The 25,961-nt window shown below is 66.7% G+C and carries 27 protein-coding genes; 6 read left to right on the top strand and 21 right to left on the bottom strand.

The annotated features are described in order from the left end of the window. Positions 1-14 precede the first annotated feature (14 nt). Genes HF989_RS04060 through HF989_RS04070 form a run of 3 tightly spaced genes read left to right on the top strand, consistent with a single transcriptional unit; the run spans position 15 to position 2,782 of the window. Complete coding sequence (locus HF989_RS04060) at positions 15-1,007, top strand: substrate-binding domain-containing protein (protein WP_168684130.1); 993 nt, start codon at positions 15-17, stop codon at positions 1,005-1,007. Beyond that, positions 1,004-2,020, top strand: a complete 1,017-nt coding sequence (locus HF989_RS04065) for an ABC transporter permease (protein WP_168684132.1) — start codon at positions 1,004-1,006, stop codon at positions 2,018-2,020. The genes HF989_RS04060 and HF989_RS04065 overlap by 4 nt, the downstream gene beginning before the upstream one ends. Next, positions 2,021-2,782 (top strand): ATP-binding cassette domain-containing protein, encoded by a 762-nt coding sequence (locus tag HF989_RS04070; protein WP_168684133.1) that lies wholly within the window; start codon positions 2,021-2,023, stop codon positions 2,780-2,782. On the opposite strand, the gene HF989_RS04075 is transcribed toward HF989_RS04070, so the two are convergent. Further along, a complete protein-coding gene (locus tag HF989_RS04075) occupies positions 2,779-3,090 on the bottom strand; it encodes a DUF4229 domain-containing protein (RefSeq protein ID WP_168684135.1) in 312 nt (103 codons plus the stop codon). The two genes, HF989_RS04070 and HF989_RS04075, sit on opposite strands and share 4 nt — an antisense overlap. Before the next feature lie 40 nt (positions 3,091-3,130). On the opposite strand from HF989_RS04075, the gene HF989_RS04080 reads away from it, so the two are divergent. Then, on the top strand, positions 3,131-3,406 hold the full coding sequence (locus tag HF989_RS04080; protein WP_168684137.1) for a hypothetical protein: 276 nt from the start codon (positions 3,131-3,133) through the stop codon (positions 3,404-3,406). A 184-nt stretch (positions 3,407-3,590) separates the two neighbouring features. Here HF989_RS04080 and HF989_RS04085 read toward each other — a convergent pair whose 3' ends face one another. Genes HF989_RS04085 through hemL form a run of 8 tightly spaced genes read right to left on the bottom strand, consistent with a single transcriptional unit; the run spans position 3,591 to position 10,852 of the window. Beyond that, a complete protein-coding gene (locus HF989_RS04085; protein ID WP_168684139.1) occupies positions 3,591-3,848 on the bottom strand; it encodes a helix-turn-helix domain-containing protein in 258 nt (85 codons plus the stop codon). Further along, positions 3,845-4,849 carry a UDP-glucose 4-epimerase GalE gene (gene galE, locus HF989_RS04090; RefSeq protein ID WP_168684141.1) on the bottom strand — a complete coding sequence of 335 codons (1,005 nt, stop codon included), beginning with the start codon at positions 4,847-4,849 and terminating at the stop codon, positions 3,845-3,847. Before galE ends, HF989_RS04085 begins: the two co-directional genes overlap by 4 nt. Beyond that, positions 4,849-5,838 (bottom strand): c-type cytochrome biogenesis protein CcsB, encoded by a 990-nt coding sequence (gene ccsB, locus HF989_RS04095; RefSeq protein ID WP_168684143.1) that lies wholly within the window; start codon positions 5,836-5,838, stop codon positions 4,849-4,851. The genes galE and ccsB overlap by 1 nt, the downstream gene beginning before the upstream one ends. A 28-nt stretch (positions 5,839-5,866) precedes the next feature. Further along, positions 5,867-7,564 (bottom strand): cytochrome c biogenesis protein ResB, encoded by a 1,698-nt coding sequence (locus tag HF989_RS04100; RefSeq protein ID WP_168684144.1) that lies wholly within the window; start codon positions 7,562-7,564, stop codon positions 5,867-5,869. Beyond that, positions 7,564-8,337, bottom strand: coding sequence for a cytochrome c biogenesis protein CcdA (locus HF989_RS04105; protein WP_168684145.1), 774 nt, complete (start codon positions 8,335-8,337; stop codon positions 7,564-7,566). Before HF989_RS04105 ends, HF989_RS04100 begins: the two co-directional genes overlap by 1 nt. Then, a complete protein-coding gene (locus tag HF989_RS04110) occupies positions 8,338-8,910 on the bottom strand; it encodes a TlpA disulfide reductase family protein (protein ID WP_168684146.1) in 573 nt (190 codons plus the stop codon). It abuts the gene before it with no gap. Positions 8,911-8,923: 13 nt separating this feature from the next. Next, entirely contained in the window at positions 8,924-9,526 is a 603-nt protein-coding gene (locus HF989_RS04115; protein WP_168684147.1) for a histidine phosphatase family protein, read from the bottom strand. Then, positions 9,527-10,852 (bottom strand): glutamate-1-semialdehyde 2,1-aminomutase, encoded by a 1,326-nt coding sequence (gene hemL / locus HF989_RS04120; protein WP_168684148.1) that lies wholly within the window; start codon positions 10,850-10,852, stop codon positions 9,527-9,529. A 20-nt stretch (positions 10,853-10,872) separates the two neighbouring features. Between hemL and HF989_RS04125 the strand changes: the two genes are divergently transcribed. Beyond that, positions 10,873-11,709: an NAD(P)-dependent oxidoreductase gene (locus HF989_RS04125; RefSeq protein ID WP_168684149.1), complete on the top strand. Its 837-nt coding sequence runs from the start codon at positions 10,873-10,875 to the stop codon at positions 11,707-11,709. Between the two features lie 196 nt (positions 11,710-11,905). Here HF989_RS04125 and HF989_RS04130 read toward each other — a convergent pair whose 3' ends face one another. The 11 genes from HF989_RS04130 to HF989_RS04180 all read right to left on the bottom strand — a co-directional run bounded on the left by HF989_RS04130 (position 11,906) and on the right by HF989_RS04180 (position 24,462). Beyond that, on the bottom strand, positions 11,906-12,652 hold the full coding sequence (locus HF989_RS04130; RefSeq protein WP_168684151.1) for a DedA family protein: 747 nt from the start codon (positions 12,650-12,652) through the stop codon (positions 11,906-11,908). Positions 12,653-12,671: 19 nt separating this feature from the next. Beyond that, on the bottom strand, positions 12,672-14,096 hold the full coding sequence (locus HF989_RS04135; protein WP_168684153.1) for a protoporphyrinogen oxidase: 1,425 nt from the start codon (positions 14,094-14,096) through the stop codon (positions 12,672-12,674). After that, positions 14,093-15,145 (bottom strand): uroporphyrinogen decarboxylase, encoded by a 1,053-nt coding sequence (hemE, locus tag HF989_RS04140; protein ID WP_168684155.1) that lies wholly within the window; start codon positions 15,143-15,145, stop codon positions 14,093-14,095. Before hemE ends, HF989_RS04135 begins: the two co-directional genes overlap by 4 nt. Positions 15,146-15,171: 26 nt before the next feature. After that, positions 15,172-17,763, bottom strand: coding sequence for a heavy metal translocating P-type ATPase (locus tag HF989_RS04145; RefSeq protein WP_168684157.1), 2,592 nt, complete (start codon positions 17,761-17,763; stop codon positions 15,172-15,174). Continuing rightward, positions 17,760-18,245 (bottom strand): hypothetical protein, encoded by a 486-nt coding sequence (locus HF989_RS04150; protein ID WP_343033546.1) that lies wholly within the window; start codon positions 18,243-18,245, stop codon positions 17,760-17,762. Before HF989_RS04150 ends, HF989_RS04145 begins: the two co-directional genes overlap by 4 nt. Positions 18,246-18,257: 12 nt before the next feature. Then, entirely contained in the window at positions 18,258-18,872 is a 615-nt protein-coding gene (locus tag HF989_RS04155) for a hypothetical protein (RefSeq protein WP_168684161.1), read from the bottom strand. Further along, complete coding sequence (gene hemB, locus HF989_RS04160) at positions 18,865-19,866, bottom strand: porphobilinogen synthase (protein ID WP_168684163.1); 1,002 nt, start codon at positions 19,864-19,866, stop codon at positions 18,865-18,867. The genes HF989_RS04155 and hemB overlap by 8 nt, the downstream gene beginning before the upstream one ends. 49 nt (positions 19,867-19,915) lie before the next feature. Further along, a complete protein-coding gene (locus tag HF989_RS04165) occupies positions 19,916-21,667 on the bottom strand; it encodes a uroporphyrinogen-III synthase (RefSeq protein ID WP_168684165.1) in 1,752 nt (583 codons plus the stop codon). Positions 21,668-21,973: 306 nt separating this feature from the next. Beyond that, positions 21,974-22,855: a hydroxymethylbilane synthase gene (gene hemC, locus HF989_RS04170; protein WP_168684167.1), complete on the bottom strand. Its 882-nt coding sequence runs from the start codon at positions 22,853-22,855 to the stop codon at positions 21,974-21,976. Further along, on the bottom strand, positions 22,856-24,181 hold the full coding sequence (locus HF989_RS04175; RefSeq protein ID WP_168684169.1) for a glutamyl-tRNA reductase: 1,326 nt from the start codon (positions 24,179-24,181) through the stop codon (positions 22,856-22,858). 44 nt (positions 24,182-24,225) lie between these two features. Continuing rightward, positions 24,226-24,462, bottom strand: coding sequence for a glutaredoxin family protein (locus HF989_RS04180; protein ID WP_168684171.1), 237 nt, complete (start codon positions 24,460-24,462; stop codon positions 24,226-24,228). Positions 24,463-24,564: 102 nt separating this feature from the next. Between HF989_RS04180 and HF989_RS04185 the strand changes: the two genes are divergently transcribed. Continuing rightward, the gene (locus HF989_RS04185) at positions 24,565-25,608 is read left to right on the top strand and encodes an HAD family hydrolase (protein ID WP_168684173.1); all 1,044 of its coding nucleotides are present in this window, start codon (positions 24,565-24,567) and stop codon (positions 25,606-25,608) included. Positions 25,609-25,635: 27 nt separating this feature from the next. On the opposite strand, the gene HF989_RS04190 is transcribed toward HF989_RS04185, so the two are convergent. Next, complete coding sequence (locus HF989_RS04190) at positions 25,636-25,851, bottom strand: ASCH domain-containing protein (RefSeq protein WP_246233788.1); 216 nt, start codon at positions 25,849-25,851, stop codon at positions 25,636-25,638. Positions 25,852-25,961 lie beyond the last annotated feature (110 nt).

Consider the following 25,961-nt stretch of genomic DNA (forward strand, 5'->3'; position numbering starts at 1 on the left):
TTCACACTTTGACAATGAAGAAGTCCAGGAAGGCAGTCGTTTCGGCGTTATGTCTTGTTGCAGCAGTGTTGGGCGGATGCTCGTCGACAGGCGGGGCGCCCCGGAGTGAGGACGGAGGCGCCACCGCCGGTGGCGTGGACACCCCGCGCTACGTGGTGGCGATGGTCACGCACGGCGCGCCGGGCGACACGTACTGGGACCTCGTGCGCAAGGGCGCGGAGGACGCGGCGAACAAGGACAACATCGAGCTGCGTTACTCCTCGGACCCGCAGGCGCCCAACCAGGCCAACCTTGTGCGCTCGGCCATCGACGCCAACGTGGACGGCATCGCCGTCACCCTCCCCAACGCCGAGGCGATCGGCCCCGTCGCGCGCGACGCCGTGGAGCACGGCATCCCGGTCGTGGGGCTCAACGCCGGAATGACCTCCTACCAGGACTACGGCTTGAGCGGCTTCTTCGGCCAGGACGAAACCGTTGCAGGCCGGGCGGCTGGTGAGCGGCTGAAGGACGAGGGGAAGCAGAAGGCCCTATGCGTGATCCACGAGCAGGGCAACTCCTCGCAGGAGGCCCGCTGCAACGGTGTCCGCGAGGGCCTGGGCGGCGGCGCGGTCGAGCTGCTGTACGTCAACGGCCAGGACCTCACCGCCGTGCAGTCCACCATCGCGTCGAAGCTCTCGCAGGACCCGAGCTTTGATACGGTCTTCGCGCTGCAGGCCCCGGTGGCTATGCGCGCGGTGGAATCCGTCGCCCAGTCAGGCGCGTCGGCTGACGTAGCCACCTTCGATACCAACGCGGAGCTCGTCGGCGCCATCAAGGACGGCCGTGTGGCGTGGGCCGTGGACCAGCAGCCGTACCTGCAGGGCTACCTCGCCGTTGACTCGCTGTGGATTGCAAAGCGTAACGGCGGCACCCTCGGCGGCGGGCGGCCCGTCTACACTGGCCCGAGCTTTGTGGATCAGACCAACGTGGACACCATCGAGGAAGCGGCGAAGGCGGGCATGCGATGAGGGACGACCGCCTCCGCACCCGCACCGGGGCAGCCCGGCTGATCCGGCGCCCCGAGTTTGCCAGCCTGCTCGGCTTCATCGCGATCCTGATCTTCTTCCTCGCCGCCGCGCCGGCGTTTCGCTCGTTCGAGGCCCTAGCCACCACGCTGTACGCCAGCTCCACCCTTGGCATCGTGGCGCTGGCCGTGGGCATGCTCATGATCGGCGGGGAGTTCGACCTCTCGTCCGGCGTGGCCGTGACCACCGCGGCGCTCGCGGCGACGATGCTGAACTACAACCTGCACCTGAACTCCTGGGTGGGCGCGTTCATGGCGCTGGGGATCTCCCTGGCCATTGGGGCGCTCAACGGCTATTTGGTCACGCGCACGGGCATCGATTCGTTCTTGATCACCCTGGCCGCGTTCCTGATGCTGCAAGGGCTCAACCTCGCCGTGACCAAACTTGTCACCGGGCAGGTGGCCACCCCCACCATTGCGGACATGGAAGGCTTCCCGTCGGCACACGCCGTGTTCGCGGGCTCCTTCCACATCGGCGACGTCCGCATTTCCGTCACGGTGCTGTGGTGGATCCTGTTCGTGGCGGTGGCCTCGTTCGTACTGTTCCGCACGAAGTTTGGCGGCTGGATCACGGCTGTCGGCGGCAACGACGAGGCCGCTCGTGCCGTGGGTGTGCCGGTCCGGCGCGTGAAGATCCTGCTGTTCATGGGCGTGGGCTTCGCCGCCTGGTTCGTGGGCATGCACACCCTGTTCGCGTTCGACTCCATCCAGGCCGGCCAGGGCGTGGGCAACGAGTTCCTCTACATCATCGCCGCCGTCATCGGCGGCTGCGCCATGACCGGCGGGCGCGGCACCGCCGTGGGCACCGCCATCGGCGCGCTGATCTTCGGCATGACCAACCAGGGCATCGTATACGCGGGCTGGAACCCGGACTGGTTCAAGTTCTTCCTCGGCGCGACACTGCTGGTGGCGGTGCTGACCAACACCTCCTTCGCCAACTACACCAAGGGGCGCTAAGTGGCTGTCATCGAACTGGAAAACATCACCAAGTCCTACGGCAGCTTCGAGGCGCTGCGCGGCGTGAACCTCACCGTCCGCGAGGGTGAAGTCACCTGCGTGCTCGGCGATAACGGCGCCGGCAAATCCACCCTGATCAAGATCCTGTCCGGTCTGCACGCGCCCACTTCGGGCACCATGCTTATCGACGGCGTTCCGTCCACCCTCTCCTCCCCCCGCGACGCCATCAGCGCCGGCATCGCCACCGTGCATCAGACCCTCGCAATCGTGGACGAGCTCAGCGTCTGGCGCAATTTCTTCCTCGGCCAAGAGCGCACCGGCGCGCTCGGGGTGCTGCGCCAGGCGGAGATGAAGCAGATCTGCACCGACCAACTGCTCGAGATGGGTATTGATATCCCCGACGTGGACGTCGAGGCCGGCAACCTCTCCGGCGGCCAGCGCCAGGTCATTGCCATTGCGCGCGCGGTCTACTTCGGTGCCCGGGTGCTCATCCTCGACGAGCCCACCGCCGCCCTCGGCGTGAAGCAGTCGGGCGCGGTGCTCCGCATGGTGGCCGCCGCCCGCGACCGCGGCATCGCCGTCGTGCTGGTCACCCACAACCCCCACCACGCGTACCTGGTGGGCGACCACTTCACTATTTTGAAACTCGGCCGTCAGGAGCTGGACGCGCCGCGCGCCGAGGTCACGCTGGAAGAGCTCACCCACCAGATGGCCGGGGGCGGCGAGCTCGAGGCGCTCAGCCACGAACTGGGAAGGGACTAGCGCTCAGCCAGCTCCGACTGGATCCAGTCCTTGCGCGCTGCCCGTTGGCGCCCCAGCTCCGCAACCGCCGCGTTCGCCTCGAGACGGCGCCGCTTAAACACGAGCATGGACAGCGGAAACGCCACAAGCAACGCCAGCAACGCGGACATGATCAGCGGCACGGGAGCGCCAATGAGCACCGCGAGGAGCTGGATCACCACTGTCAGCCCGATGAACAGCAGCAGGCGGTCCAGGCCGTAGATGGCCACGGCCTTGCGCGCCCGGGATTTCGCCTCCGAGTCCACCTGCGGGGAAAGTTGCTCAGTCACGGTTGTTTACCCTATCCCGCAGCCAAGTATGTTTAAAACTATGGGAAGGCTGCTACTCCTCGTCCTTATCGTTTTGGCCATCGTGCTGCTCTGGCGCGCGTTCGGCCCCGGTTCCGCCGAGCGCTACGGGTCCATCAAAGGCGGCAGACAGCGCCAAGTGGAGCAAAAGCCCGTGATCAAGGGCCCCGACGACGATGAAGAATTCCTCTGGAACATCGAGAAGAACCGGTTCAAGGAACGCCGCGCACGTGAGGAGGCCGAGCGCAAGCGCCGCGAAGACGAGGAGCGCCGGCGCCGCCGCGGGGAGCTCGACTAGGAGCTCCGGGGCAGCGCCGGATTTGTTCACCGGCTCGTGAACAAATCCGGGAATCTCGTCTACACAACTAGCTAGATGGCGGTGTTTCCCCAGGCCGCCGAGATCCGCCCAGGAATTCATTCACCGCCGCAGGCGCGTGGGGTGAACGACTTTCCCCAACGGCGGCGGGATAACCCTCCGGCCCCTACTTTTCGGTGAACTCCATCTTCAGCCCCAGCGCGTCGGCGACGGCGGCCACCTTCTCCCACCGCACGCCGGCGCCGCCGTGCTCGATGGTGTGCAGGGTGGAGCGCGACACCCCGGCGGCCTCAGCCACGTCCTGCTGGAGGCGGCCGGAGGATCGGCGTCGAGAGGCGATCTGCTCCCCTAGCGCGATGAGGACCGGGTCGTCGCTCGCGGGCTTACCCTGCTTGTTGCGGGGCTTGTGCTGCGCGTCCGTCACCGGGTGGCCTCTTCGGCAAGCACTGCGGGCAGTTTCTCTGACCAGGCCAGGGAGTCGCGGACGCCGTCGACAAGCGAGCGCTCGGCGGACCAGCCCAGCACCTCCCGCGCTTTGTCGGTGCGCGACGCGCAGCCGACTACGTCGCCGGGGCGGGCGGGTCCGGTGCGCACCTCGAGGGGGCTGGCGGTGGCCTCGCCGAACGCGTGGGCCAGCTCGAAGACAGTGGTGCCCTGGCCGGTGCCGAGGTTGATCACCTCGTAGCCGGACGCTTCAACAACGTCATCGAAGCGCTGCAGCACCGACACATGCGCGCGGGCGAGGTCCCAGACGTGGATGTAATCGCGCAGGCCAGACCCGTCGCGGGTGGGCCAATCCACGCCAGTCACGGTAAAGGGCGTGCCGGCGTCGTGGGCCTCGATCATCTTGCCCAGCGCGTGCGTGGGGTGCGGGTGCTGCAGACCCGTGCGCATCTGCGGGTCCGCGCCGATCGGGTTGAAGTAGCGCAGCGCCACCACGCCCATGCGGCCGGTGGCGGCTTCGTCGGCGAGCACCCGCTCCAGCAGCCACTTCGACGCCGCGTAGGGGCTCTGGGGGCCCACCGGGCTGGTCTCGTCCACCATGGTCGAGGAGCCGGGATCGTACATCGACGCCGTGGATGACAGCACGAAACGGCGCACCCCGAAGCGCTCCAGCACCTGCAGCAGCGTGATGGCTTTGCCCACGTTGTTGTCGTAATAGGCCAGCGGCTGCTCGACGGATTCCGGCACGACGATCTTGGCGGCGCAGTGGATCACCGCATCAATGTCCGGGTGGTCTGCAAACACGCGCTCCAGCAGCGTCACGTCCGCGATGTCGCCCTCGTAGCAGTCGAAGCGCTGGCCGAAGACGCGTAGGCCGGTGGAAAAGTCGTCCAGAATCACTGGGGTGATCCCGGCGTCCTGGCAGCACGATGCAATGGTGGACCCGATGTACCCGGCGCCGCCGGTGATAAGCACCTTCATTAGTTCAGCCCCGCGTACGAGTGCAGGCCGGCGATGACGGTGTTGACGTACGTCATGTTAAAGATCGTCATGGCCATGGCGAAGACGTTAATCCAGGCGGCCGCGGTGGACTTCCACCCGGCGGTTGCGCGCGCGTGGAGGTACGCCGCGTAGAGGATCCAGGTGATCATGGAGACGGTCTCCTTGGCGTCCCAGCCCCAGAAACGGCCCCAGGCCACCTCGGCCCAAATCGCGCCGAACACGATGCCGATGCCGAACAGCGGCAGGGTGACCACCGCGGTCTTGTACGCGATCTGATCCAGGGTCTTCGCGTCTGGGAGCGGCCGTGCGATTGCGCCGAACACACCGTGCTCCTGGCCGCGCGGCTGCCACATGCGCAGCAGGTACAGCAGGGCGAAGACGCCGGAGACCAGGCCGATGGACGCGCCGATGGACACCGACGACACGTGCACCGGCAGCCAGTAGGACTGCAGCGCCGGCACCACAGGCGCGGCCTGCATGTGGAAGACGGTGGAGTTCAAAAACATCGCGACGACCATGGGGAACAGCAGCCAAGGCCACACGGTGTACCAGCCCTTGCGCTGGACGACGGTAGCGGCCACGACCATGATCACGGCCGTCATGAACAGGATGTATTCGTATAGGTTGCCCAGCGGGAAGCGGTTTGCGCCCAGGCCGCGGGTGACAAATGCCACGAGGTGCAGTGCCACGCCGACCCAGACGAGCGCCTGCGTCATGCCGGCCCATTTGCGCGCGTTTGCGACCTTCGCGTCGAACTCGGTGCTGTCGGGCGTCTGCTTCTCGACGACCTCCGGCCCCCCAGCGCCCACGAGTACCTTCTGCTCTGCCAGGGCCTCCCGGCGCGCCTCGATGACGCTGTTGACGCGGCCGTAGTAGACGAACGCCATGATCAGCGCCACGATGTAGACGATGAATGCGGTGCGGAAGGTGAGGTCAGACATCTCCGCCATGGTGGTGTCGACAAGCATGGGGCTTAACCTACTCCACTACCTGGCGTCATCCAAGGTCATAGGGGTCAAACTCCCCCGCGTTGTCGCGGTTGTCCGCGTTGTTCGTGCCCAGGATGGCGTCCGCGATGTCGTGGAACTCGCGGCCCCACCCGGCGCGGTCCGTGCGCGCAAGCCCGGCGATCTCAACTTCGGTCATCATTTCGCTCGTGCCCTCCTTTGCATCCCCTACGTCCGAGGTACGAGGACGTAGGCGCACCCAGATGCGGCGGCGCTTGATGGCGAGCGAGCCCGCCAGCGCACCCAGCATGATCGCGGTGGAGATCAGCGCGAGCACCTGCGTCGGGTCGCGGGAGATCTGGTAGTTGGCGTATTCGGCGGCGCCGTCGAAGCGCACTTTCACCTCGCCGTCGCCGGTGTCCACGGTGGTTTCCTCGCCGGGGCTGAGCTGGACACGCTGCACCTTTTCCAGCCGCCCGTCGGCGACTAAGGACTGGTCGAGCACGAACACGTTTTGGGGGCGGCCGGTGTCCAGGCCGGCGTCGCCGACGTAGAGGTCCACGGACATGGCTGGGTCGTCCATCGACGGGAACGCGGACTGCAGCTGGTCACCGTTCGGCCCGCTCCAGCGCGCGGTCGGCGCGAAGTTGCCCTCCACGGCAATCTGGTGTTTACGCCGCTCCTCCAGGTCCGGGTACATGCCGGCGGGCGGGTCGAAGCGCATCACGCCGGAGGACAAGAAGGTGAATACATCGGTGGGCCGAAACTGCACCATCTGCGTGCGGGTCTCGCCGTTCGGCCACGTCAGCGTCACCTGCGGGGCGAAGCCGTGGCCCTGGAGGTAGACGCGGTCGCCGCCTAGGCGCAGCGGGTGGTTGACGGCCAGGGTGGTCGACTTCCACTGGTCCTGCGGCGCGGTCAGGTCGTCGGTGTAGGTGATGTCCGAGGAGAAATTGTTGGCCTGGCCGTTGTTGAGGTAGGTGGCCCGGAAGTTCTGGGATTCGAAGCAGAACTCGGTCAACCCGGTGCCGTCGAAAAGCGGGCCTGCGCGGAAGACGTCGAAGTTGGCCGGGCTGGTGTTGCAGAACACCCGCGACTGTTCCACCGGCACCGCGGACTCGGCTTCCGAGTTGGTCACCACGATGACCTGGCCTTCATAGAACACCATCCGCCCGGCTACGAAGGTGAGGATCATGGCCACGATGCCGATGTGGAAGATCAGGTTCATCAGCTCGCGCGTGTAGCCGCGCTCCGCTGAGAGCGAAAACACGCCCGCGCGGTCCTGTTCCGGCTGGTAGGTGGCGATGTGCCAGCGTTTCAGTTGCTTGCGCAGCTGCTTTTCGACGTCCTCCGGTGTCCCCTCAACCGTGCCTTCCGCGTGGTACGGCATGCGGCCCAGGTACTTGGGTGCGCGGGTGGGGGTGGCGTTGTAGGCACGCCAGTGGTCGATGGAGCGCGGGATGATGCAGCCGATGAGCGAGATCATCAGCAGCGTGACGATGGCCAGGAACCAGGTGGACTCGAAGACGTCGAAAAGCTGGAGCCTGTCGTAGATGGGCCCGGTGGCGGGGTTGGCCTTCAGGTAGTCGTCCACGAGTGACGACGACACCGTGCGCTGCGGCAGGAGCGCGCCCGGGATGGAGGCCAGCGCGAGCAAAAACAGCAGCATGAGCGCAGTGCGCATGCTGGTGAGCCAGTGCCAGGCCTTTCTCAGGGCCCTTTTCAGCCACGTTAGTGCTGTGCGCATCAGATGATCGTCCCTCCGAATCCGACGACGAGCTGGCGCGTCCAGCCGATGAAGCTGTTCCACGCACCGGTGAGCAGCATCAGCCCGACAATGACCATTGCCACGCCACCGGCGATTTGGATGGCGCGGGAGTGGCGGCGCAGCACGTCGATGCCGCGTACCGCCGCCGAGGAGCCCAGAGCCACCAGCAAGAACGGCAATCCCAGGCCGAGGCAGTAGGCGATGACCAGCAGCACCCCGCGCGCGGCCGTCAAGCCCTGGGTGCCGACCGAGACCGAGATGATCGAGGCGAGCGTGGGACCCAGGCAGGGCGTCCACCCCAGGGCGAACACGCCGCCGAGCAGCGGCGCGCCAACGATGGTGGTCCACTTCTTCGGCTGGAAGCGGGTGTCTCGCTGCAGGGCCGGCACCGCACCCATGAACACCACGCCCATGAGGATGGTGACCACCCCGCCGATGCGCATCAGGGTGTCGGCGTTGAGCGCAATCGCGCTGACCGCCCCGAAGACGGTGACGGTGGCCAGCAGGAACACGACGGTGAACCCGGCGATGAACAAGGCGGCGGCACCGGCGACGGCCCAGTGCTTGCGGGAAACGCGCACGCCGCGCTCGTCCATCGTCATCTCCCCGCCGACCACGCCGGTGAGATAGGAGATGTAACCGGGCACGAGCGGAATCACGCACGGCGACGCGAACGAGACAAGCCCGGCGAGCGCGGCCACGAGCAGGCCGATGAGCAGCGGACCGTCTGTGGCAAGGTCTGCGAACCCCACCTACGCCTCCTCCGCCAACCGGTCGGTCACCTCAATGACGTCCTCCGCGGTCACCGCACGCAGGAACACCGCGGCCGGTCGGTGCTGCTTGTCCAGCACGATCGTGGTGGGGATCACGGAGCTAGGCACGCCGCCGAGCTGCGCAGCGGTCTTAAACGGCGGGTCGTAGATGGACGGGTAGGTCACCCCGTTATCCGTGAGAAAGTCCCGGGCGATCTGCGGGTTGGGGTCGCGCACGTTGATGCCCAGCACGGTGCCGTCGCCACGCTCCTGCAGGTGCTCCTGAATCTGCTCCAGGTCGTCCACTTCGGCGCGGCACGGCGCGCACCACTGGCCCCAGGCGTTGAGGACGACGATCTGGCCGTCATAGTCGCTCAGGCTGATGGTCTGGCCTTCGTCCATGAGGGACTCGCCTTCCAGACCAGCCAGCGGCTTGCGCTCTGCTTCGTCGTAGAAGATTTCCGTCTGTCCGCCCGGCGAGTGGAAAGCAAAGTTGCCGCCACTGTCCGAGCCGGAGCAGGCGGCCAGCGTGAGCGCGACCGCGCAAAGCGGTGCGGCGATGAGCTTGCGCATGAAAACCGGCCTTCTATATGTGCTGTGCTGGGGTGGTGTAGGCCCAGTCAACAACATCGCCGCCGTCGAACACAAGTGACGTCACGCTAGCGAGGTCGCAGTTACGGCTGGCGTGTGCGAGCGGTTTTCCCTGCACGTGACGCTGCACCATGACAATCGGCAGCTGGTGGCTTACCAGCACGGCCTCGTGCCCCTCGGCTGTGTCGCGGGCGTCTTCCACAGCGCCCCACATGCGCTGGAAAATCTCCTGGTAGGGCTCGCCCCAGCTCGGCTCCAGTGGGTTGGTCATGTGGCGCCAGCGCACCGGGTTGATCAGCTGGGAGCGCCAGCCCTTGGTGCGCAGCCCCTCGAAGGTGTTACCGGCCTCCAGGATGTCCTCGCGCGTCTGCACCTCGCAGCCCGTGACCTCCGCAATCGGGCGCGCTGTCTCCTGCGCGCGCTCGAGTGGGCTGGCGGCGAGGTAGGTGACGTCGCGGCCGCGGAAGAACTTCGAGGCGGCCACGGCCATGGAGCTGCCGCGCGACGACAGGTGGTAGCCCGGCATGCGCCCGTAGAGGATCTTCTTCGGGTTGTACACCTCCCCGTGGCGCACCAGGTGCACCGTCGTGCGCGCCACCTACGCCTCCGCGGGCTGTGCGGCAGCGGCGGCCTTCGCGGCCGGGCGCAGCGCGTCCTCGATGCGGCCGAAGTCCTCATCCGTCAGCGCGGTTGAGACGAACCAGGTTTCAAAGGCGCTCGGCGGTGCGTACACGCCGTTGTCCAGCAGGGCGTGGAAGAACGGTGCGTACCGGAACGTGTCGGCGGCCTGCATGTCCGCAAAGTTGTGGCCTTCGCCCTCGCCAAACCGGACGGAGAGCATCGTCGCCGCGCGTTGGATGTGGTGGGTCACGCCCTCGGCCGTCAGGGCGTCGTGAAGCAAACGCTCCAGTGTGTCGGCGTTGCGGTTGAGCACGGGGTAAATGTCCTCCGTGGCCAGCTCAAGCGAGGCGAGGCCCGACGCCATCGCCACCGGGTTACCGGAGAGGGTGCCTGCCTGGTAGACGGGGCCGTTGGGGGCCAGGTGCTCCATGATGTCGCGGCGGCCGCCGAACGCGGCGGCGGGCAAGCCGCCGGAGACGACTTTGCCGAAGGTGGTCAGGTCGCCGGCGACGTGGTCCACGCCGTACCAGCCGGCGTAGGAGGTGCGGAAGCCCGTCATCACCTCGTCAATGATCAGCAGGGCGCCGCCCAGGTGCGCAAGCTCCTTAAGCTTGGCGTTGAAGTCGTTCCGGGGCGCCACGGTGCCCATGTTGCCCGCGGCCGCCTCGGTGATTACTGCCGCGATTTCGCCCTCGTTCTCCCGGAAGGCGCGTTCCACCGCAGCGATATCGTTGTACGGCACCACGATCGTGTCCTTCGCCTGCGCGCCCGTGACACCCGGGGAGTCCGGCAGCGCAAACGTGGCGAGGCCGGAGCCTGCGGACGCGAGCAGCGCATCCACGTGGCCGTGGTAGCAACCCTCGAACTTGATGATCTTCGGCCGGCCCGTGAACCCGCGCGCGAGGCGGACGGCGGACATGGTGGCCTCGGTACCGGAGTTGACCATGCGCACCTCCTCCACTGAGGTGCGCTCCACGATGTGCTCGGCGATCCGGATCTCCGCCTCCGTGGGGGCGCCAAAGCTCACGCCATTGTGCAGGGCCTTCTCCACCGCCTCCACGATCTTCGGGTGCGCGTTGCCGTGCACCATCGGGCCCCAGGAGCACACGAGGTCGACGTAGGCGTTGCCGTCCGCGTCGATGAGTTGGGAGCCGTGCGCGCTCTGGATGAAACGGGTCTGTCCGCCCACCGAGCCGAAGCCGCGCACCGGTGAGTTCACGCCGCCGGGGGTAGTTTTCTGCGCCCGCTCAAACAGCTCGCGGGAACGCTCGGTATTTGCTGAAGTCGGCTGTTGCGCAGTCATGGTTGTCTATCCTAGGCCATATGAAAATCGCGTTTTTAGGCCTTGGCCGCATGGGCACTGAGCTCGCCCTCAAGCTCGTCGATGACCACGAACTGACCGTGTGGAACCGCACCACGTCCAAGACCGAACCGCTGGTTGAGCGCGGGGCGTCGGCCGCAGCGACACCCGAGGAGGCGGTCGACGGCGCCGAACTGGCGATCACCTGCCTGTTCGGCCCGGACATCGTCCGTGAGGTGGTGATCGAGCCGGGTCTGATCCCCGACGGCGTGACCTGGGCCGACGCCACCACCATCTCGCCCGCAGACGTCGCCGAGTTCGCCGACGCCGTGCCCGGCTACGTGCACACCCCGGTGGTCGGCTCCCTGCCGCCCGCGCGCGCAGGCAAGCTCGGCGTCTACGTCGGAGGCGCCGATGCTTCTCGACGCCGTTCCGTCGCCAACGTCGTCGCCCCATGGGCCGCCGCCAACCCGGAGCGCCTGAAAGAGGTGGACACCGCCGCCGGGGCCGCCGTGGGCAAGCTGCTTGCCAACCTCGCCTTGGCTGTGACCATCGAGGGGTTCAAGGAAGCGCTGCTGCTGGGCGAGTCCCAGGGAGTGACGCCGGAGCAGGTGGTGGACATGCTTGGCTCCACCGGCCTGGAGTTCATCGTGAACATGAAGTCGCCGTTCCTCCTCGGTGAGCGCTCCACTTCGCCCGGAGATTTCACCGCCGACGCCATTGCCAAGGATGCCCGCTTGATGCTCGCGTCCGCCGACAAGGACCTGCCCGCCGTCTCCGCCGCGCTGGCGTCGCTGGAGCAGCAGCAGGAAGACGGCCGCGGCGACGAGGACTTCTCCACCGTCGTGGTCAACCGGTAGGCCTCAGGAGGAAAGGCGCCCCGGCAGAAATGTGTTCACCGACTCGTGAGCACATCCGGCAAACGGTTTTCCCGACCTGGGGAAAGTGAACAATGCGGCCGGCCACATGGGGATGTGTTCACCCTTGGCCCCGTGGCAAGTGAACACATCCGCTGGCTATTCCACACGGCAGGCACCGGAGGACGTCGAGAGGCAGCTAGTGGCCTGCTTCGACCTCGTTGCCCACGACCTTGGCCGACGGCTCCTTCTTGGATTGGTTGCGGAAGATGCCGGCGAACACCACAACCAGCAGCGCGATGGCGACCCAGTTGGCCACCTTGGCGTACCCGTCCAGCACCTCGACCACGGGCCCACCGATCCACCAGCCCAGGCCCAGGTAGAGGAAGGACCAGATCGTCTTCGACACGAAGTCGAGGACCATGAACTTCCACAGCGGCATGCCCGTCATGCCCATCAGCACGAACACCACGAACGCGATCGGCAGCGGGATGGGCACGTACGCCAGGAATATGCCCAGCCACCCGAGCTTGACGGCCCACTGTTCCACGCGGGCAATGTTTCTCCCGGCGCGGGGAGAGTTCGCGGCCTGCACGTCGAGGATCCCGCGGCCCCACAGCTTGCCGGCCCACCAGTAGATCCAGTCGAACTTGATGCTGACAACCGAGCCGATGAGCAGGAACAGCAGCCAGTGCGGCGCCTCCCCCACTGCCGCAAGCGCGCCTGTCGACGCCGCACCAACCCGCGAACCGGTCACAGCCAGCAAAATCGGCGGGTCCAAGCCCAGAAGCCACGCCCGCAGCGGGATCATGGCGAGGCCGAAAATACCGACGAAGCCGAACCACCCCAGGCACCAGTAGTCCGCCTTGGTGGGCTTGCCGTTCCAGGGCAGGCCGTCGTCTTCCCACCACTGCTGCTCAGTTGGCGCGTCTGCGCGTTCCGCCATATCCTCTCAACCTCTACGGTTACTGCGCGGGACTATCGACGGCTGCCGCTGTCGCCCGCGCATCAGCAATCACTGCCGGAACGCCGACGCCGCCGGCCCAGGCACCGGTGACGGAAACGCCGGCGGCCTTTGGCTCGTCGTGAAGCAGACGGCGCACCTCGGCAACAGTGGCGAGGTGGGCTTCGTCGAAGCGGGGCAGGCCGCCGAGCCAGCGCTGGACGTAGATTTCCTCCAGGCCGGCGGCGCGACCGTCGAAGCCGGTGATGGTCTGCAAATCGTCGAGCGCCCAATCCACCAGGTCATCGTCGGTGGCCGCGAACGCCACGGTGTCCCCGAAGCGGCCGAAGCTGGCGCGCACCAGCGCCCCGCCGCGCTCGGCGAGGTGGGGCCACTTGCGGGAGGAGAACGTGAACGCCTTCGCATGGACGTCCTCGGCACCATTCGCGACCAAGACACCAGAGTTCTGCGGCAGGCCTTCGTCAGTGGCGAACCGCATCCCCACCACGGCGGAGTTGGCCAGCTTCACGGTCTTGAGCGCCTGCGCAGCCTCCGGGGCGACGTTCTTGAGCAACAGCGCCGCAGTGGGCGCCGGCACAGCGGTGATGACGCGGTCGTAGACCGTATCCTCGCCGCCCGTGAGGCGGTAGCCGTCGCCGTCGCGCTCAATGCCGGAGATAAACGCGTCAATGTAGATGTCGGCACCCGAGCGCTCCGCAAGCGCTTCGTAGAGCTCCTGGTAGCCGTCGCGGAAGGTCTTGAACACCGCGCCTTGGCCGGTGGGCATCTCCCGGCGGGAGCGTTCCAGGTTGGCCACCGCGGTAGACAGGTGCACCGTGCCATCGCCCTCGCCCGCCAGACGGTCGAACTCCTCCGCCAGCTGCGGGACGGTGGCGCGCACACCGAGGTCGTCCGCGGTGCACGAGTACACCCCGCCCAGCAGGGAGGAGACGATAGTATCCACTACCTCGTCGCCGTAGCGTTCGCGCACGAGCTGACCGACGTTGGCGTCGCCGCCGATGTCCCACGCGAAGCCCTCACGGCTGGCCTCGGCGTCGACGCGCTCGGCGGTCTCGGCGCTGACCAGGTGCCGCACCGGCTCGGAGGTCGATGGGATACCCATCACGCCTCCGGTAGGGAGGGCACGCGCCTCGCCGTCCACCCACACCAGTGACCGCAGCCCGGACGGCTCCACCAGGGAGTCGGCCAGCCCCAGTTCCGTGAAGAATTCCACTGCATCCTGGCGGCGCGCCAAGAAGGCCTCCGCGCCCATGTCGGTGGGGCCGCCTTCAAAGGCGACGGTGTGGAGCTTGCCGCCGACACGGTCGGTGGCTTCGTAGACGTCGATCTTGAGGTCGTCGTTGCTCCCGGTGCCGGCGGAGCCGGCGCCAAGCTCGTATGCGGCGGTCAAACCCGCTAGGCCTGCGCCGATGATGGCGATGTTCATGCGTTCTCCTCGTGGATGATGCGCACAGCCTCGGTCACCGCGTCCGCGTCGGTGGTGGGCAGCACGCCGTGGCCCAGGTTGAAGATGTGGCCGGTGGCGTCGCCCGCCTCGATGGCGCGCGCCGCCTCCGCCTTGATGCGCGCAACCTCGCCGTGCACCACGTCCGCCCCGGCGAACAGCATCGCCGGGTCCAGGTTGCCCTGCAGCACCCGCGGGGAGGAAAAGCGCGTCGCCGCAACGTCCAGCGGCACGCGCCAGTCCACACCCATGACCTCGCTTCCAGCCTCGGACATTGCGCCGAGCAGCTCACCGGTTGTCACGCCGAAATGAATGCGCGGGATCTCGCCAGCGACGGATTCCAGGATTTCCGTGGAGTAGGGCAACACGAACTCGCGGTAATCGCGCTCGGTGAGAAAGCCCGCCCACGAGTCGAACAGCTGCATCGCGTCGATGCCAGCCTCCACCTGCGTGCGCAGAAACGCCACGATCGTGGGCACCAGGCGCCGCATGAGCGCGTGCCACGTCTCTGGCTCGGCGTGCATCATCGCCTTCGTCTTCTCGTGGTTCTTGCTTGGCCCGCCCTCGATGAGGTAGCTGGCCAGCGTAAACGGGGCGCCGACAAACCCGATCAACGCCTGGGTGTCGCTGAGCTCGTCCAGGATGATGCGGATGCCGTCCGCCACCTCAGACACCTCGTGGTCAAGCAGCGGCAGCTTATCGACGTCGCTTCGCGTCCTCACCGCCTCCGCCATCACCGGGCCACGACCGAGAACAATCTCCACCTCTACGCCCGCGGCCTTCAAAGGCACGACGATGTCGGAAAAGAGGATCGCCGCGTCCACGTCGTGGCGGCGCACCGGCTGCAGCGTGATCTCCGCGAGCAGCTCCGGCATAAAGCACGAATCCAGCATGGCGATGCCCTCGCGAACCTCGCGGTACTCGGGCAGGGACCGCCCAGCCTGGCGCATGAACCACACCGGGGTACGCGAGGGCGCACGGCCATGAGCCGCCTCGAGCAGCGGGGCGTGGGGCAGATTGCGTCTGGTCATGGTGCCCAAGCCTACCGACGCAGACCCTAAACCCGGAACCGGCTGGCGCGCCGGGAGCCGTATTCCACAAGCAAGGAACTGCCCAGCATGAGCAGAGTCGCACCCACCGGCGGGAGCACGCCCGCGGCGGCCAGCACGATGGCCATGGCGTTATACGTGCCCGCGAACCACAGGTTGCGGTTGGCGATGCGGTTGACCCGTCGAGCGTGCTCCACCAGCTGGGGCACGGCCATGACGTCATTACGCAGGAGCACCACGTTGCACACGCTGTTCCAGTTCGGTGTCTTGGTGCTGTAGAGATCCTCCCCCGCGTAGAGGATGCCCGAGTCCGCCACCCGCAGTACCGGCAGCACGCTGGCGTCGCTCACCATGGCCACGATCGCGCCCTGGGAGTGCAGCGAGCGCACCGCGCCGGGCTTTTCCTGGGAGCGGATGCCCGCCAGGACCTGCGAGATTCCGAGGAAGTCGGCGAAGCGCCGGGCCACCGGGTACGTGTCGCGCGAGAGCATCACCGTCTCCACACCCATGGATTCCAGCGTGTCCACTGCCTCGATGGCGTCTTCCTTGGCTGGGTCGTACAGCGTGATCACGCCGCGGTCCTTGCCGTCCCAGCGCACCACGACCGGGGTGCCTCCGGTTGTCGCCGCCGTGAGCAAGTTTCCCCGCAGCTGCGAGAGGTTCGTGGGGCGCCACAGGGACGCGTCGAACGTCTGCGTGCGCGCATCCTCGCCCGAGCCCCAGGTGGCAGTGACCCTCCCGCCGAACTCACCGTCTGGGGTGATGATGTCGTCGCTGACCTCGAGCCAGTCCGGCAAACGAGGGTCTTCCGAGCGGGCATCGCGCACCTCACGCGCCGCTTTGACAATCGCACGGGAGGCAGGGTGGTCCGAGTCCGCGGAGAGCACGCCGGCGATGCGGACCACCAGATCGCTGCTTTCCCCGCTGTCGGCGGTGACTGTCTCCACGCGCATTTGCGGCAGCACTAAGGTGCCGACGCGGTTAAACACGACCGTGTCCACCTTGGACAGCACCCGCAGCGCGTTGCCGTCCCGGACGAGCACACCGTTTCGCACCGCGGCCTCGATGCCCTGCCGGATGGCAAGCGCTGGCGAGATAGCCAGACTAAACGGCGCGACCACAATCAAAATGGCAAGTGCTGTCGACGCGGCGGTGTTGATGTTGCCGGTGAACAGCAGCCAGAGGCCGAAATCCAGCACGGCAATGGCGTACGCCGCGGGGATGAGCATGCCCGCGGAGCGGGTGGAGACCATCGTGGCGGCGTTTTGCTGGCGCGACGCCTCCTCCAGCCACCGCTGCACCGCCGTGAGCAGCGTGGTGTGGCCCACGCGGGTGGCGCGGACTTTAATCTCTCCCTCGCGCACCACCGAGCCAGCCACAACCCGCTTGCCCACCTTCAACTGCGGGCTGTCGTGGGTGTTGATCAGCTCCCAGCCGATGACGCCTGAGCCGCCCACCACTTCCCCGTCCACGGGAATGACCTGGCCGGCACGCACGATGACGTCGTCGCCGCGCGTGATCTCCGTTGCGGGCCGCTGCTCGAAGGCGCCGCTTTTTGCTCGGTGGCACACCTCGTACAACGACTCTGTCCCTGGGCGGCGCGCCTCTAGCTGATCCAGCAGGTTCGAGCGCACGCGCATGGAGAAGTACCGGCCCAGCAACAACAGCGTTGTGACGGTGCAGGCCACCTCGAGATAGAGCTCCGGCCCGTCCCCGATCTCCAGCGGGACCCAGTTCCCGCTGGATTCGTAGCCGATGCGGCCCGCGTCGGTGAACAGCAGCACGGCCAAGGACCACAGATACGACGCAAGGATGGCGATAGAGCTCGCGCCATCCAACGCCGATAGACCGCGGCGCACACCACCCGCCATCGCGCGGTGGAACGGGGAGGCGCACCACAGCACCACCGGGGTGGTTAGCGCGAACGCCACCCACTGCCACCCGGGAAAGCCGAGCCCCGGCAGATACGTCAGCAGCAGCACCGGGATAGTCAGCGCAAACGCGGTCCACAGCCTCGCCGGGGTGACCAAGTCACGCGCCGTGAACAGCACGTCGCCGCTGCGTCGCTCCGAGCGGGTTGTATTTTTCACAAACCCCTGCGCGCGGGCGAGCAAGTGAGCCGCCTCCTCGTTGCGGCGGTGCTTGGTGCGGCGCGGCATCGGGTGTTCCGTCCAGTACCTGCCGTGAGCGCGGCGCTGGAGGGTGGAGTCGGTGACAACCGCGCCGACCCCGAAGCCCTCGATAGTCTTCACCAGCTGCGGCAGCGGCATGCTCGCCGGTGCGGTCACCCACGCCATCCTGGTGGGATACACCAGTCGAGCGGACACTCCGTCGAGGGATTCGAGGGCGTCCTCAATCTCCTGCAACTGCGGGCCGTCCTCCACGCCGTGGAGTTCGAAGGCGTACGAGGCGTTTGGGCGCACGAGCTCGCCGTCGAGGTCGCGTCTGGCGGTGGCCGGATCAATACCTGCCTGGCGTGCCGCGTCGCGGGCTGCCTCGATGCATTCCTCTAACTCGGCCTGCCCGGCCTCCGCCAGCTGTGCGCCCTCACGCCCGGTGCCGGGAATGCCTCGGGCATTGTCGCTTTCGAATTGCGTCATTCCACGCCTTCCCACACGTCGCCGCTGCGCTTGTCCACATACGCGTTAGCGGCTGGACGGAACATGAAGAACAAGGCGAAGACCAGAAGTCCCACCACCACAAACGCGGCCCAGCCCGCCACGCCCACGAGAAAGCCGGACAGCTGCAGAAACACGGCTAGGCCGATGAAGACGCTTGCCCAGCGGCGCGCCGCCTTAGAGCCCTTTTCCAGGTACGCACACGCCGAGGCGATGCAGGCAGCCAGGATGATGTTGCCCCAGGCATAGACCCGCAGGTTGCGGGTGAACGCGTCCCGCACATCGGGCTCAATGCCTTGCGGCGTACCTGCTTTGAGCGACAGGAACGCGATGACGAGCAGCAGCACCGCCGCCGCGAGTGCGAGGACGTACCCGGTCTTCAGCGGCCGCGGCCACTGCGCACCGACCTTGCCCGTGTAGCGCCGGTTTCTGTCGTCCGGGTCCGACACCATGGTCGGGAACATCCCTGCCACCGCTTAGTTTCCCTTCTTCTCCTGTGCGCCCCCGGCGCCTTGCTTACCGGGACCGTCCTTGGTCCACGCAACCGCGGATTTGTCCATTGAGTAGACGATGCCCAAGATGCCCGCGACGCCAAGGATGATCTGGATGACCCCGTCCGCGCCGAAGAACGCCTCGGGTACGGCGGTGGAGGCGGGCACCACCATGAAGAGAGCAAGCATGCGCAAGGCGAAGTAACCGGAGAAAACCTGCAGCAGCCTGCGTGCGTTCGGCGCCCACTTCGCCTGCTGCTTCACCGCGCGCAGCGCAAAGACGAACAGCACAATGATGCCGAGCTCGAGCACCGCCATGAGGAAGATGGAGCCGTACACGCTGGCGTTCACGAGCGCGTCGGAGACTTCCCCGCCGCTGTTTTTCGCGCGCTCCCGCGCCACCTCACGCAGGGCGGACGGGTCGAGCACGCTGGCAATCACAGTCATGATCTGGTGGAGCAATTCACCGCCGATCATGACGGCCCAGCAGGTGAGCATATAGCGCACGGCTTCCGGCATCCCGGACCCGCCTCGCTTCTCGACGGCCTCCGGGCTCACCCGCTTCGGCGAGCCCGGGTTCATCGGCGGCAAGCTAACCATTGAGCCTCTTCGCTGCCTCGATGGCGTAGTAGGTGAAAATCTGATCCGCGCCCGCGCGTTTGATGGACACGAGCGATTCCATCATTGTCTCCTCGTAGTCAATCCAGCCGTTCTGGCCAGCCGCGTTGAGCATGGCGTACTCGCCCGAAACTTGGTACGCGGCCACCGGCACCGGCGAGACCTCCGCGATCTTCGCCAGCACATCCAAGTACGGCAGGGCGGGCTTGACCATCACGAAGTCCGCGCCCTCGGCGATGTCCAGCTCGGCCTCGAGCAATGATTCGCGGACGTTCGCCGGATCCTGCTGGTAGGTGCGGCGATCGCCCTTGAGGGAAGATCCCACCGCGTCGCGGAACGGCCCGAAGAACTTGGATGCGTACTTAGCGGAGTAGGCCATGATGGCCACCTCGGTAAACCCTTCGCGGTCAAGCGCCTTGCGGATCTGCTCGATCTGGCCGTCCATCATTCCGGACGGGCTGACAATGTGGGCGCCGGCACGGGCCTGGGCAACCGCCATGTCGCAGTAGATCTCCACTGTGGGATCGTTGTCCACGATCTCGTTGCCGTGGGCATCCGTGGTCAGCACGCCGCAGTGGCCGTGGTCGGTGAATTCGTCCAGGCACGTGTCCGCCATGATGATCAACTCGTTGCCGAACTCCTTGCGCAGCAACGCAATGCCTCGGTTGAGTACCCCGTCCTCGGCGACCGCAACGGAACCGGTCGCATCCTTGTCCTCTTCACGAGGAACACCGAAAAGGTCGATGCACTTCACGCCGGCATCGAGCGCTTCGCGGCAAATCTCCACCAGCGACTCGGGAGTGTGTTGGTACACACCCGGCATGGACGGGATTTCGCGCGGAGCGTCGATGCCGTCGGCGATGAACAGCGGCAGGATAAGGTCCGCCGGGTGCAGCCGCGTTTCCGCGACAAACTCCCGGATGGCCGGGTTTTGCCGCAAGCGGCGGGGGCGTCGGTTCAGCTCAAGATTCGTCATGCGCCACATCTTAGAACGCAGCCCCGACACGCCCCAGCCGGTGCAGCGCTCAGTTGGCGGCCGACTGCGCATCCCCATCCGCGTTGTCTGCCTTCGCACCCGTGGCCGCAGGGGCAGTTTTGCGGCGCTTCTTGCGTGGCGGCGGCAGCTGCCCAGCCGCTCGCAGACCCGCCACGTGGTCCGCCAACGCGTCCACCAGGTTGGGGATGTCGGCGACTTCCGGAACGACGTCGACACGCAGCCCCTGCTCACGCGCCTCCGCCTCCGTAACCGGGCCGATGCAGGCGATGATCGTGCGCGGGTGCGGCTTGCCCGCGATGCCCACGAGGTTCTTCACCGTCGACGGAGAGGTGAAGCACACCGCGTCGAAGCCGCCGGTCTTGATCATGTCGCGCGTCTCCGGCGGCGGCGGGGCGGCGCGCACGGTGCGGTAGGCCACCACGTCGTCGACTTCCCAGCCCTTCTCCTTCAGGCCGTCCACCAGCACGTCGGAGCCCAGGTCCGCCCGCGGCAGGAGCACGCGCGAGACGGGGTCGATGTCCTCGACGTACTCGGGGAATGCCTCCGCCAGCCCGGCGGCGTTTTGCTTGGTGCGGTGCGGCACCAGCTCGGCCTGCATGCCGCGGTCGCGCAGGGCGTCGGCAGTCTTCTGCCCCACCGCGCCCAAGTGCACGCCTGCGAACGAGCGCGCGTCCAAGCCCAGCTCTTCAAACTTGCCCCACACCGCGTTCACCGCGTTTACGGAGGTGAACAAGATCCACTGGTAGCGGCCCTCCACGATGCCCTTAATCGCGCGGTCCATCTGCGCCGGGTTGCGCGGCGGCTCCAGCGAGATCGTGGGCACCGACTGCGGGATCGCGCCGTGCTGGGACAAGCGGGCGTTCATCGGACCAGCCTGCTCCTTCGCGCGCGGCACAAGGACACGCCAGCCGTACAGCGGGCGGTTCTCCCACCACGAGTACTTGGAACGGTCGTCGGCGGCGGTGCCCAGCGTGACCACAAGCGGGCCTTCCAGGTCCGCGTCGAGCTTGCCCATGGTCTCCAGCGTGGCGTCGAACGTGCGCTGCAGACGCGTGGTTCCGCGCGTGGTCACGGTCACCGGTGTGGCGCCCTGGAATCCGCGCTGCGTGAGCTGCTCCAGCATCTCCGCCAAGTGCTCCTGGTTGGCCTGGAACACCAGCGGCTGCGGGGCGCTGGCCAGCTGGTCCCAGTTCACCGGGCCGTTGTTCAGGTCCGTCTCGGTGTACGTGGAGCCGAGCGCGATGCCGGCAAAGGAGGGCACCGTCGAGGGCAGCGACATCCCCGGCACCACCTGGAACTCCATCCCGGCAGCAGCGACCGCGGAGATCTCCTCCATCACGGAATCGCGTGTCAGCGGGTTGCCGCACACGACGCGGACCACGTCGCCGTCGCCAGCCTCACCGCGCTCCAGCGCATCCGCCGCGTCCTTCAACGCCCGCTTCAGCTTCTCGACGATCGCTTCGTCCTCCAACCCCACGACCTCAATCTCCGCTGCCGTCGGGTCTTCGGGGCGCGGCGGTTTACGCCTCGCGCCAGCTTCTTTCGCCTCGGCGCACATCTGCTCGTAGCGCGCGTTGGCCTCATCTACCTTGGCTTGCGGCACTGGCAGCGCCGCCGCGACGACACTTCGGACCCCCGTTGACACCCCCGGATCCACGAGGGCGATAGAGTTGGATTCCATTACCTCGCGAGCGCGGACAGTAAGCAACTCTGGGTTGCCCGGTCCAGCGCCAACGAAGATCACCTTCCCCGGCTGGGGGGCGTGCGTGGGCTCTGTCATGGAGAAATCTCTTCTAGGCACAAATAAACCGCCCCCGCGCGGCTGGGTGCGGGCGTTTTCCGCCCCGCCGACCCGATTGCACGGAGGGTATTGAACGTATGGTATCTCCACCATAAAAGGCTGACGCCTGAGAACAAAACCACCGCCGAAGACCAGTGCCCTCGGCGGGTTCTCCGCGGCGAACTAGCAGATCACGCCGTTAGCAACAACGATGCCCAATATCACCAGGCAAAACGCAGCGCCAGGCACCTGATCCGCTAGTTGCGCGCCCGCGGCAGCTAGCAGACCCGAATAGGAATAGTGCCACTAATCCATCAAAGCGGCGGCACCGCGATCCAGCAGCGCTTCCGCAACTCGGCGTCCCAGCTCGGCGGGGTCGGTTCCCTCTGCTTTCTCAACCAGCTGGCGGGACCCGTCCAGGGCAAACACCCCAGCACGCAGAGCTACCTTGTCGCCGTTGCGCACGGCGGTCGCGGCGACCGGCGCGGTGCAGCCAGCCTCCAGCGTGGCCAGCACGGAGCGCTCGGCGGTGGACTCGGCGGTGGCGGAGGCGTCGGCAAGTTTGTCGATGGCGACGCGCGCTGCCGCATCATCGGTGCGGCACTCGACCGCCAGCGCGCCCTGGGCAGGAGCAGGCATAAAAACCTGCGGGTCGAAGACTTCGGTGGGCCTGTCGCCGTAGCCACCGCGCACGAGCCCCGCATACGCGAGGATGATCGCGTCAAGCTCGCCGTTTTCCACGTACGACATACGGCGCTCGATGTTGCCGCGCAGGGGGCGGATATCCAGGTCGGGGCGGATCGCCTTCAACTGGGAAATGCGCCGCGGGGCCGAAGTGCCCACACGCGCGCCTTGCGGCAGTTCAGCCAGGGTGAGGCCGTCGCGGGCGATGAGCGCCTCGCGGCTGTCCGCGCGTGCCGGAACCACCATGTGGGCGCGTGGCTCGTCGGCCGTGGGCAAGTCCTTGAAGGAGTGCACGGCGATATCCACCTCGCCGGTGAAGAGGGCATCGCGCAGCGCGGAGGTGAATACCCCCACGCCGATGCGTTCCACGGGGGCTTGGGAGAGGTCGCCCGATGTGGTCACGATTTGCAGCTCGGCGGGGTGGCCGACCTCCCCGAGGGCGTCGCGCACGTGGCCGGCCTGGGTGGTGGCCAGGTGGGAACCGCGGGTACCAATGCTGAACATCTATTTTTCCTTCCCGTGCAGCTCGTCCGGAAGCGGGAGGTGCTGCGCATCCACGGCCACCGAGGGGCTATCCAGCCCAAATAGCTCGGTGACCGCTTCTTCCACGCTCACAGTCTCCGCCGTCGCGGCAAGCTCCTTGATCTTCACCGTCGGCGCGTGGAGCAGCTTGTCCACCACGCGCTTGACCATGCGGCCGACCTGCTCAAAGTCGTCGTCGGACATGTCCGGCATGCGGGTGCGCAGGCGCTGCATCTCTTGGCCCGATATCTCGGCCGCGTTGCGGCGCAGGCGTGTCACGGCCGGGGCCACCTCGCGCACGCGCTGCTGTGAACCAAACGTCGCAACCTCTTCGGCCACGATGTCTTCGGCGCGGCGCAGCGCGCGTGAATCCTCGGTGTCGCTGCCGCGCATCGTCTCATGCAGCGACTCGATGTTGACCAGACGCACGCCCTCGATCTCCGTGACGGCGTCGTCGATGTCGCGCGGCAGCGATAAGTCCGCCAACATGAGCGGGCCCGGGATGTCGCTCGGGGTGATCGTGAACTCGTCGGACGCGGTGGCGGAGACGACCAAGTCCACGCGGCTGAGCACCGACGCCCGGTCCGAAAAGTCCACCACCTCCGCGGGCACACCTGCCTCGCGGGAATGCTCGGCCAAACGCTCGGCCCGGTCGCGGGTGCGGTTGGCCAGCACAAGCGAATCAATGCCGTTTTTGCCCAGGTGCGTCGCGGCAAGCGAGCTCATCGCGCCAGCGCCGAGGACGAGTGCGGTTTTGCCCCGGAGGTCGTCGACACGCATCAGCTCCATCGCTTGCTCAAGTGCGACGGTGACCATGGAGGCACCTGAATCGTCGATGCCGGTCTCGGAGTGCACGCGCTTGCCGGTGTGCAGGGCCGCCTGGGCGAGCGAGTGGAGGTTCGGCCCGACAGTCCCGCGCTCCGCCGCGTCGACGTACGCCGTGCGCACCTGGCCGATGATCTGCTGCTCGCCCACCACCATCGAATCCAGGCCAGAGGCGACCGTGAAAATGTGCTCCGCGGCCGCGTCCGAGTAACGCACGTAGAGGTAGCGGCGCAAATCAGCCACATCGACGCCGGAGACCTCACCCAGCACGCGCATCACGTCTTCCACCCCGGAGTGGAAGGCGTTGGTCACGGTGTAGACCTCCAGGCGGTTGCACGTGGAGATGATCATCGCCTCCGACAAGGAGGGTTGTTTGATCAGTGCCGTCGCCGCTCCGTGCTGGACGTTAGCGTCCATGCTGAGCCGTTCCAGCAGGGCCACAGGCGCAGACCTGTGCGACATCCCCACAAGCAGAACACTCACGCAAAACCCTCCAGTCCGTTGAAAACCACCACAAGGATAGTCCTTTAGTTGGACAGCTCTGCCTCGAGGTCGTCGTTGTCCACTTCCCAGCACGCGAATTCATCGCCGTCGATCACTACAACGGGCACCCGGTCGCCGTATTCCGCGGCCAAATCCTCGTCGTCGTCAACGTCCACAAGCACCAGGCGAGCGTCGTGCCTCTCGACGACAGGCGCGATCTGGCCCGCCACCCGCTCGCACGAGCCGCACGTGGCCCGGACCATCAGCTCCACCGTCTTCATCCCCGCTCCTTCGCCAACTGCCTTCGCCTGGCGCCTTCTGCACGCGCCGGCGTTGTACGATTGCACACGCTAACACCCCCACCCGAAAGGGCCTTTTGCCTCATGTCTGATCAGCGCGAACTGCTCGCGCAGTGGTCCCAGTCGCAGGGCAACCTGCGGCGTTTCCTCGAGGACCGCGTGCTGCCTCCGCTTGACGACGCCGCGCAGCGCGCCGCCGGCCGCGCCGCCGCAGCCGCCGCGGTAGAAGAGACCTTCGGCATTGACATCGACGATTTCGCGCTCGGGGTGGATTCCGTCGGCGGGGCGTTCGAAACCGCCGGGCGCCACAAGATCACCCCGCCTGACCCAGAGGTCCCCCAAGACACCGAAGCGGCCGCCTTCTTCGACGTGGACAACACCCTGATCCAGGGGTCCTCGCTGATCCTGCTGGCCCAGGGGTTGTTCCGAAAGCGCTTCATCTCGCTTTCCGAGCTCGCCCCTGCCCTATGGAAGCAGATCCGCTACCGCGTCTCCGGCTCCGAAAACGCCGGTGATATCGCCGAGGGCCGCGAGCAGGCGCTGGCGGTGGTGAAGGGCAAGAGCGTGGCGGAGCTCAAGGAGGCCTGCCGGGAGATCGTGGACAGTCGCATGCTGCAGAAGTCGTACGCCGACACCATCGAGCTGGCCTCCATGCACCTGGCCGCCGGCCAGCAGGTGTGGCTGGTGTCCGCCACCCCGGTGCAGATCGGCCAAGCGCTCGCGGAAACGCTGGGATTCACCGGCGCGTTGGGCACGGTGGCCGAGGAAGATGACGGCAAGTTCACCGGCCGCCTCGTCGGCGACATCCTGCACGGCCCGGGCAAGAAGCACGCCGTGGCCGCCTTGGCCGCGCTCCAGCAGCTGGACCTGTCCCAGTGCACGGCGTATTCCGACAGCATCAACGACCTCCCCATGCTGGAGATGGTGGGCTCCCCGGTGGCGATCAACCCAGACCGGGCCCTGCGCAAGCACGCCAAAGCGCAAGATTGGGACATCCGCGACTACCGCCCCGTGCGGCGTGCCGTTCGCTTGTCTACCCTGCCGGCGTTAGGTGTCGCGGGTGCCTTCTCTCTGTGGCGTTTGTTGAGCAAGCGACAGGTGCGGACTCACCATGGACGATTCTGTTGAGCTTCCCGCCCCTACGGGTTATACGGCTTAGCGATGGGTGCTGGGCCACGGCTCCAATGGCCGGGTCGGGTAGTGCCCATCAACGGTAAAGCGTTGGCACACCACTTGAGTGTCATCGTTGATATCGAGCTCTCCGATGTACTCCACGAATTCCGGTGACCGCCAATACCGTTCATGCCCAATTCGCCATTCGCTGGCATCGGCGTAGCCCTCGCCCTCGGCGATGGCATGCTCGTCACCCACGTCCGCCAGTGTCTGGTTCGGCGACATCGTTCCGCATGTCTCATGAGATCGTTCCGGTGTGTCCTGCGAGGATGTCTCATGAGATCGTTCCGGTGGGCAAGCACCGCGCC

It is taken from the genome of Corynebacterium mucifaciens, from assembly GCF_012396315.1.
Taxonomy (GTDB): domain Bacteria; phylum Actinomycetota; class Actinomycetes; order Mycobacteriales; family Mycobacteriaceae; genus Corynebacterium; species Corynebacterium mucifaciens.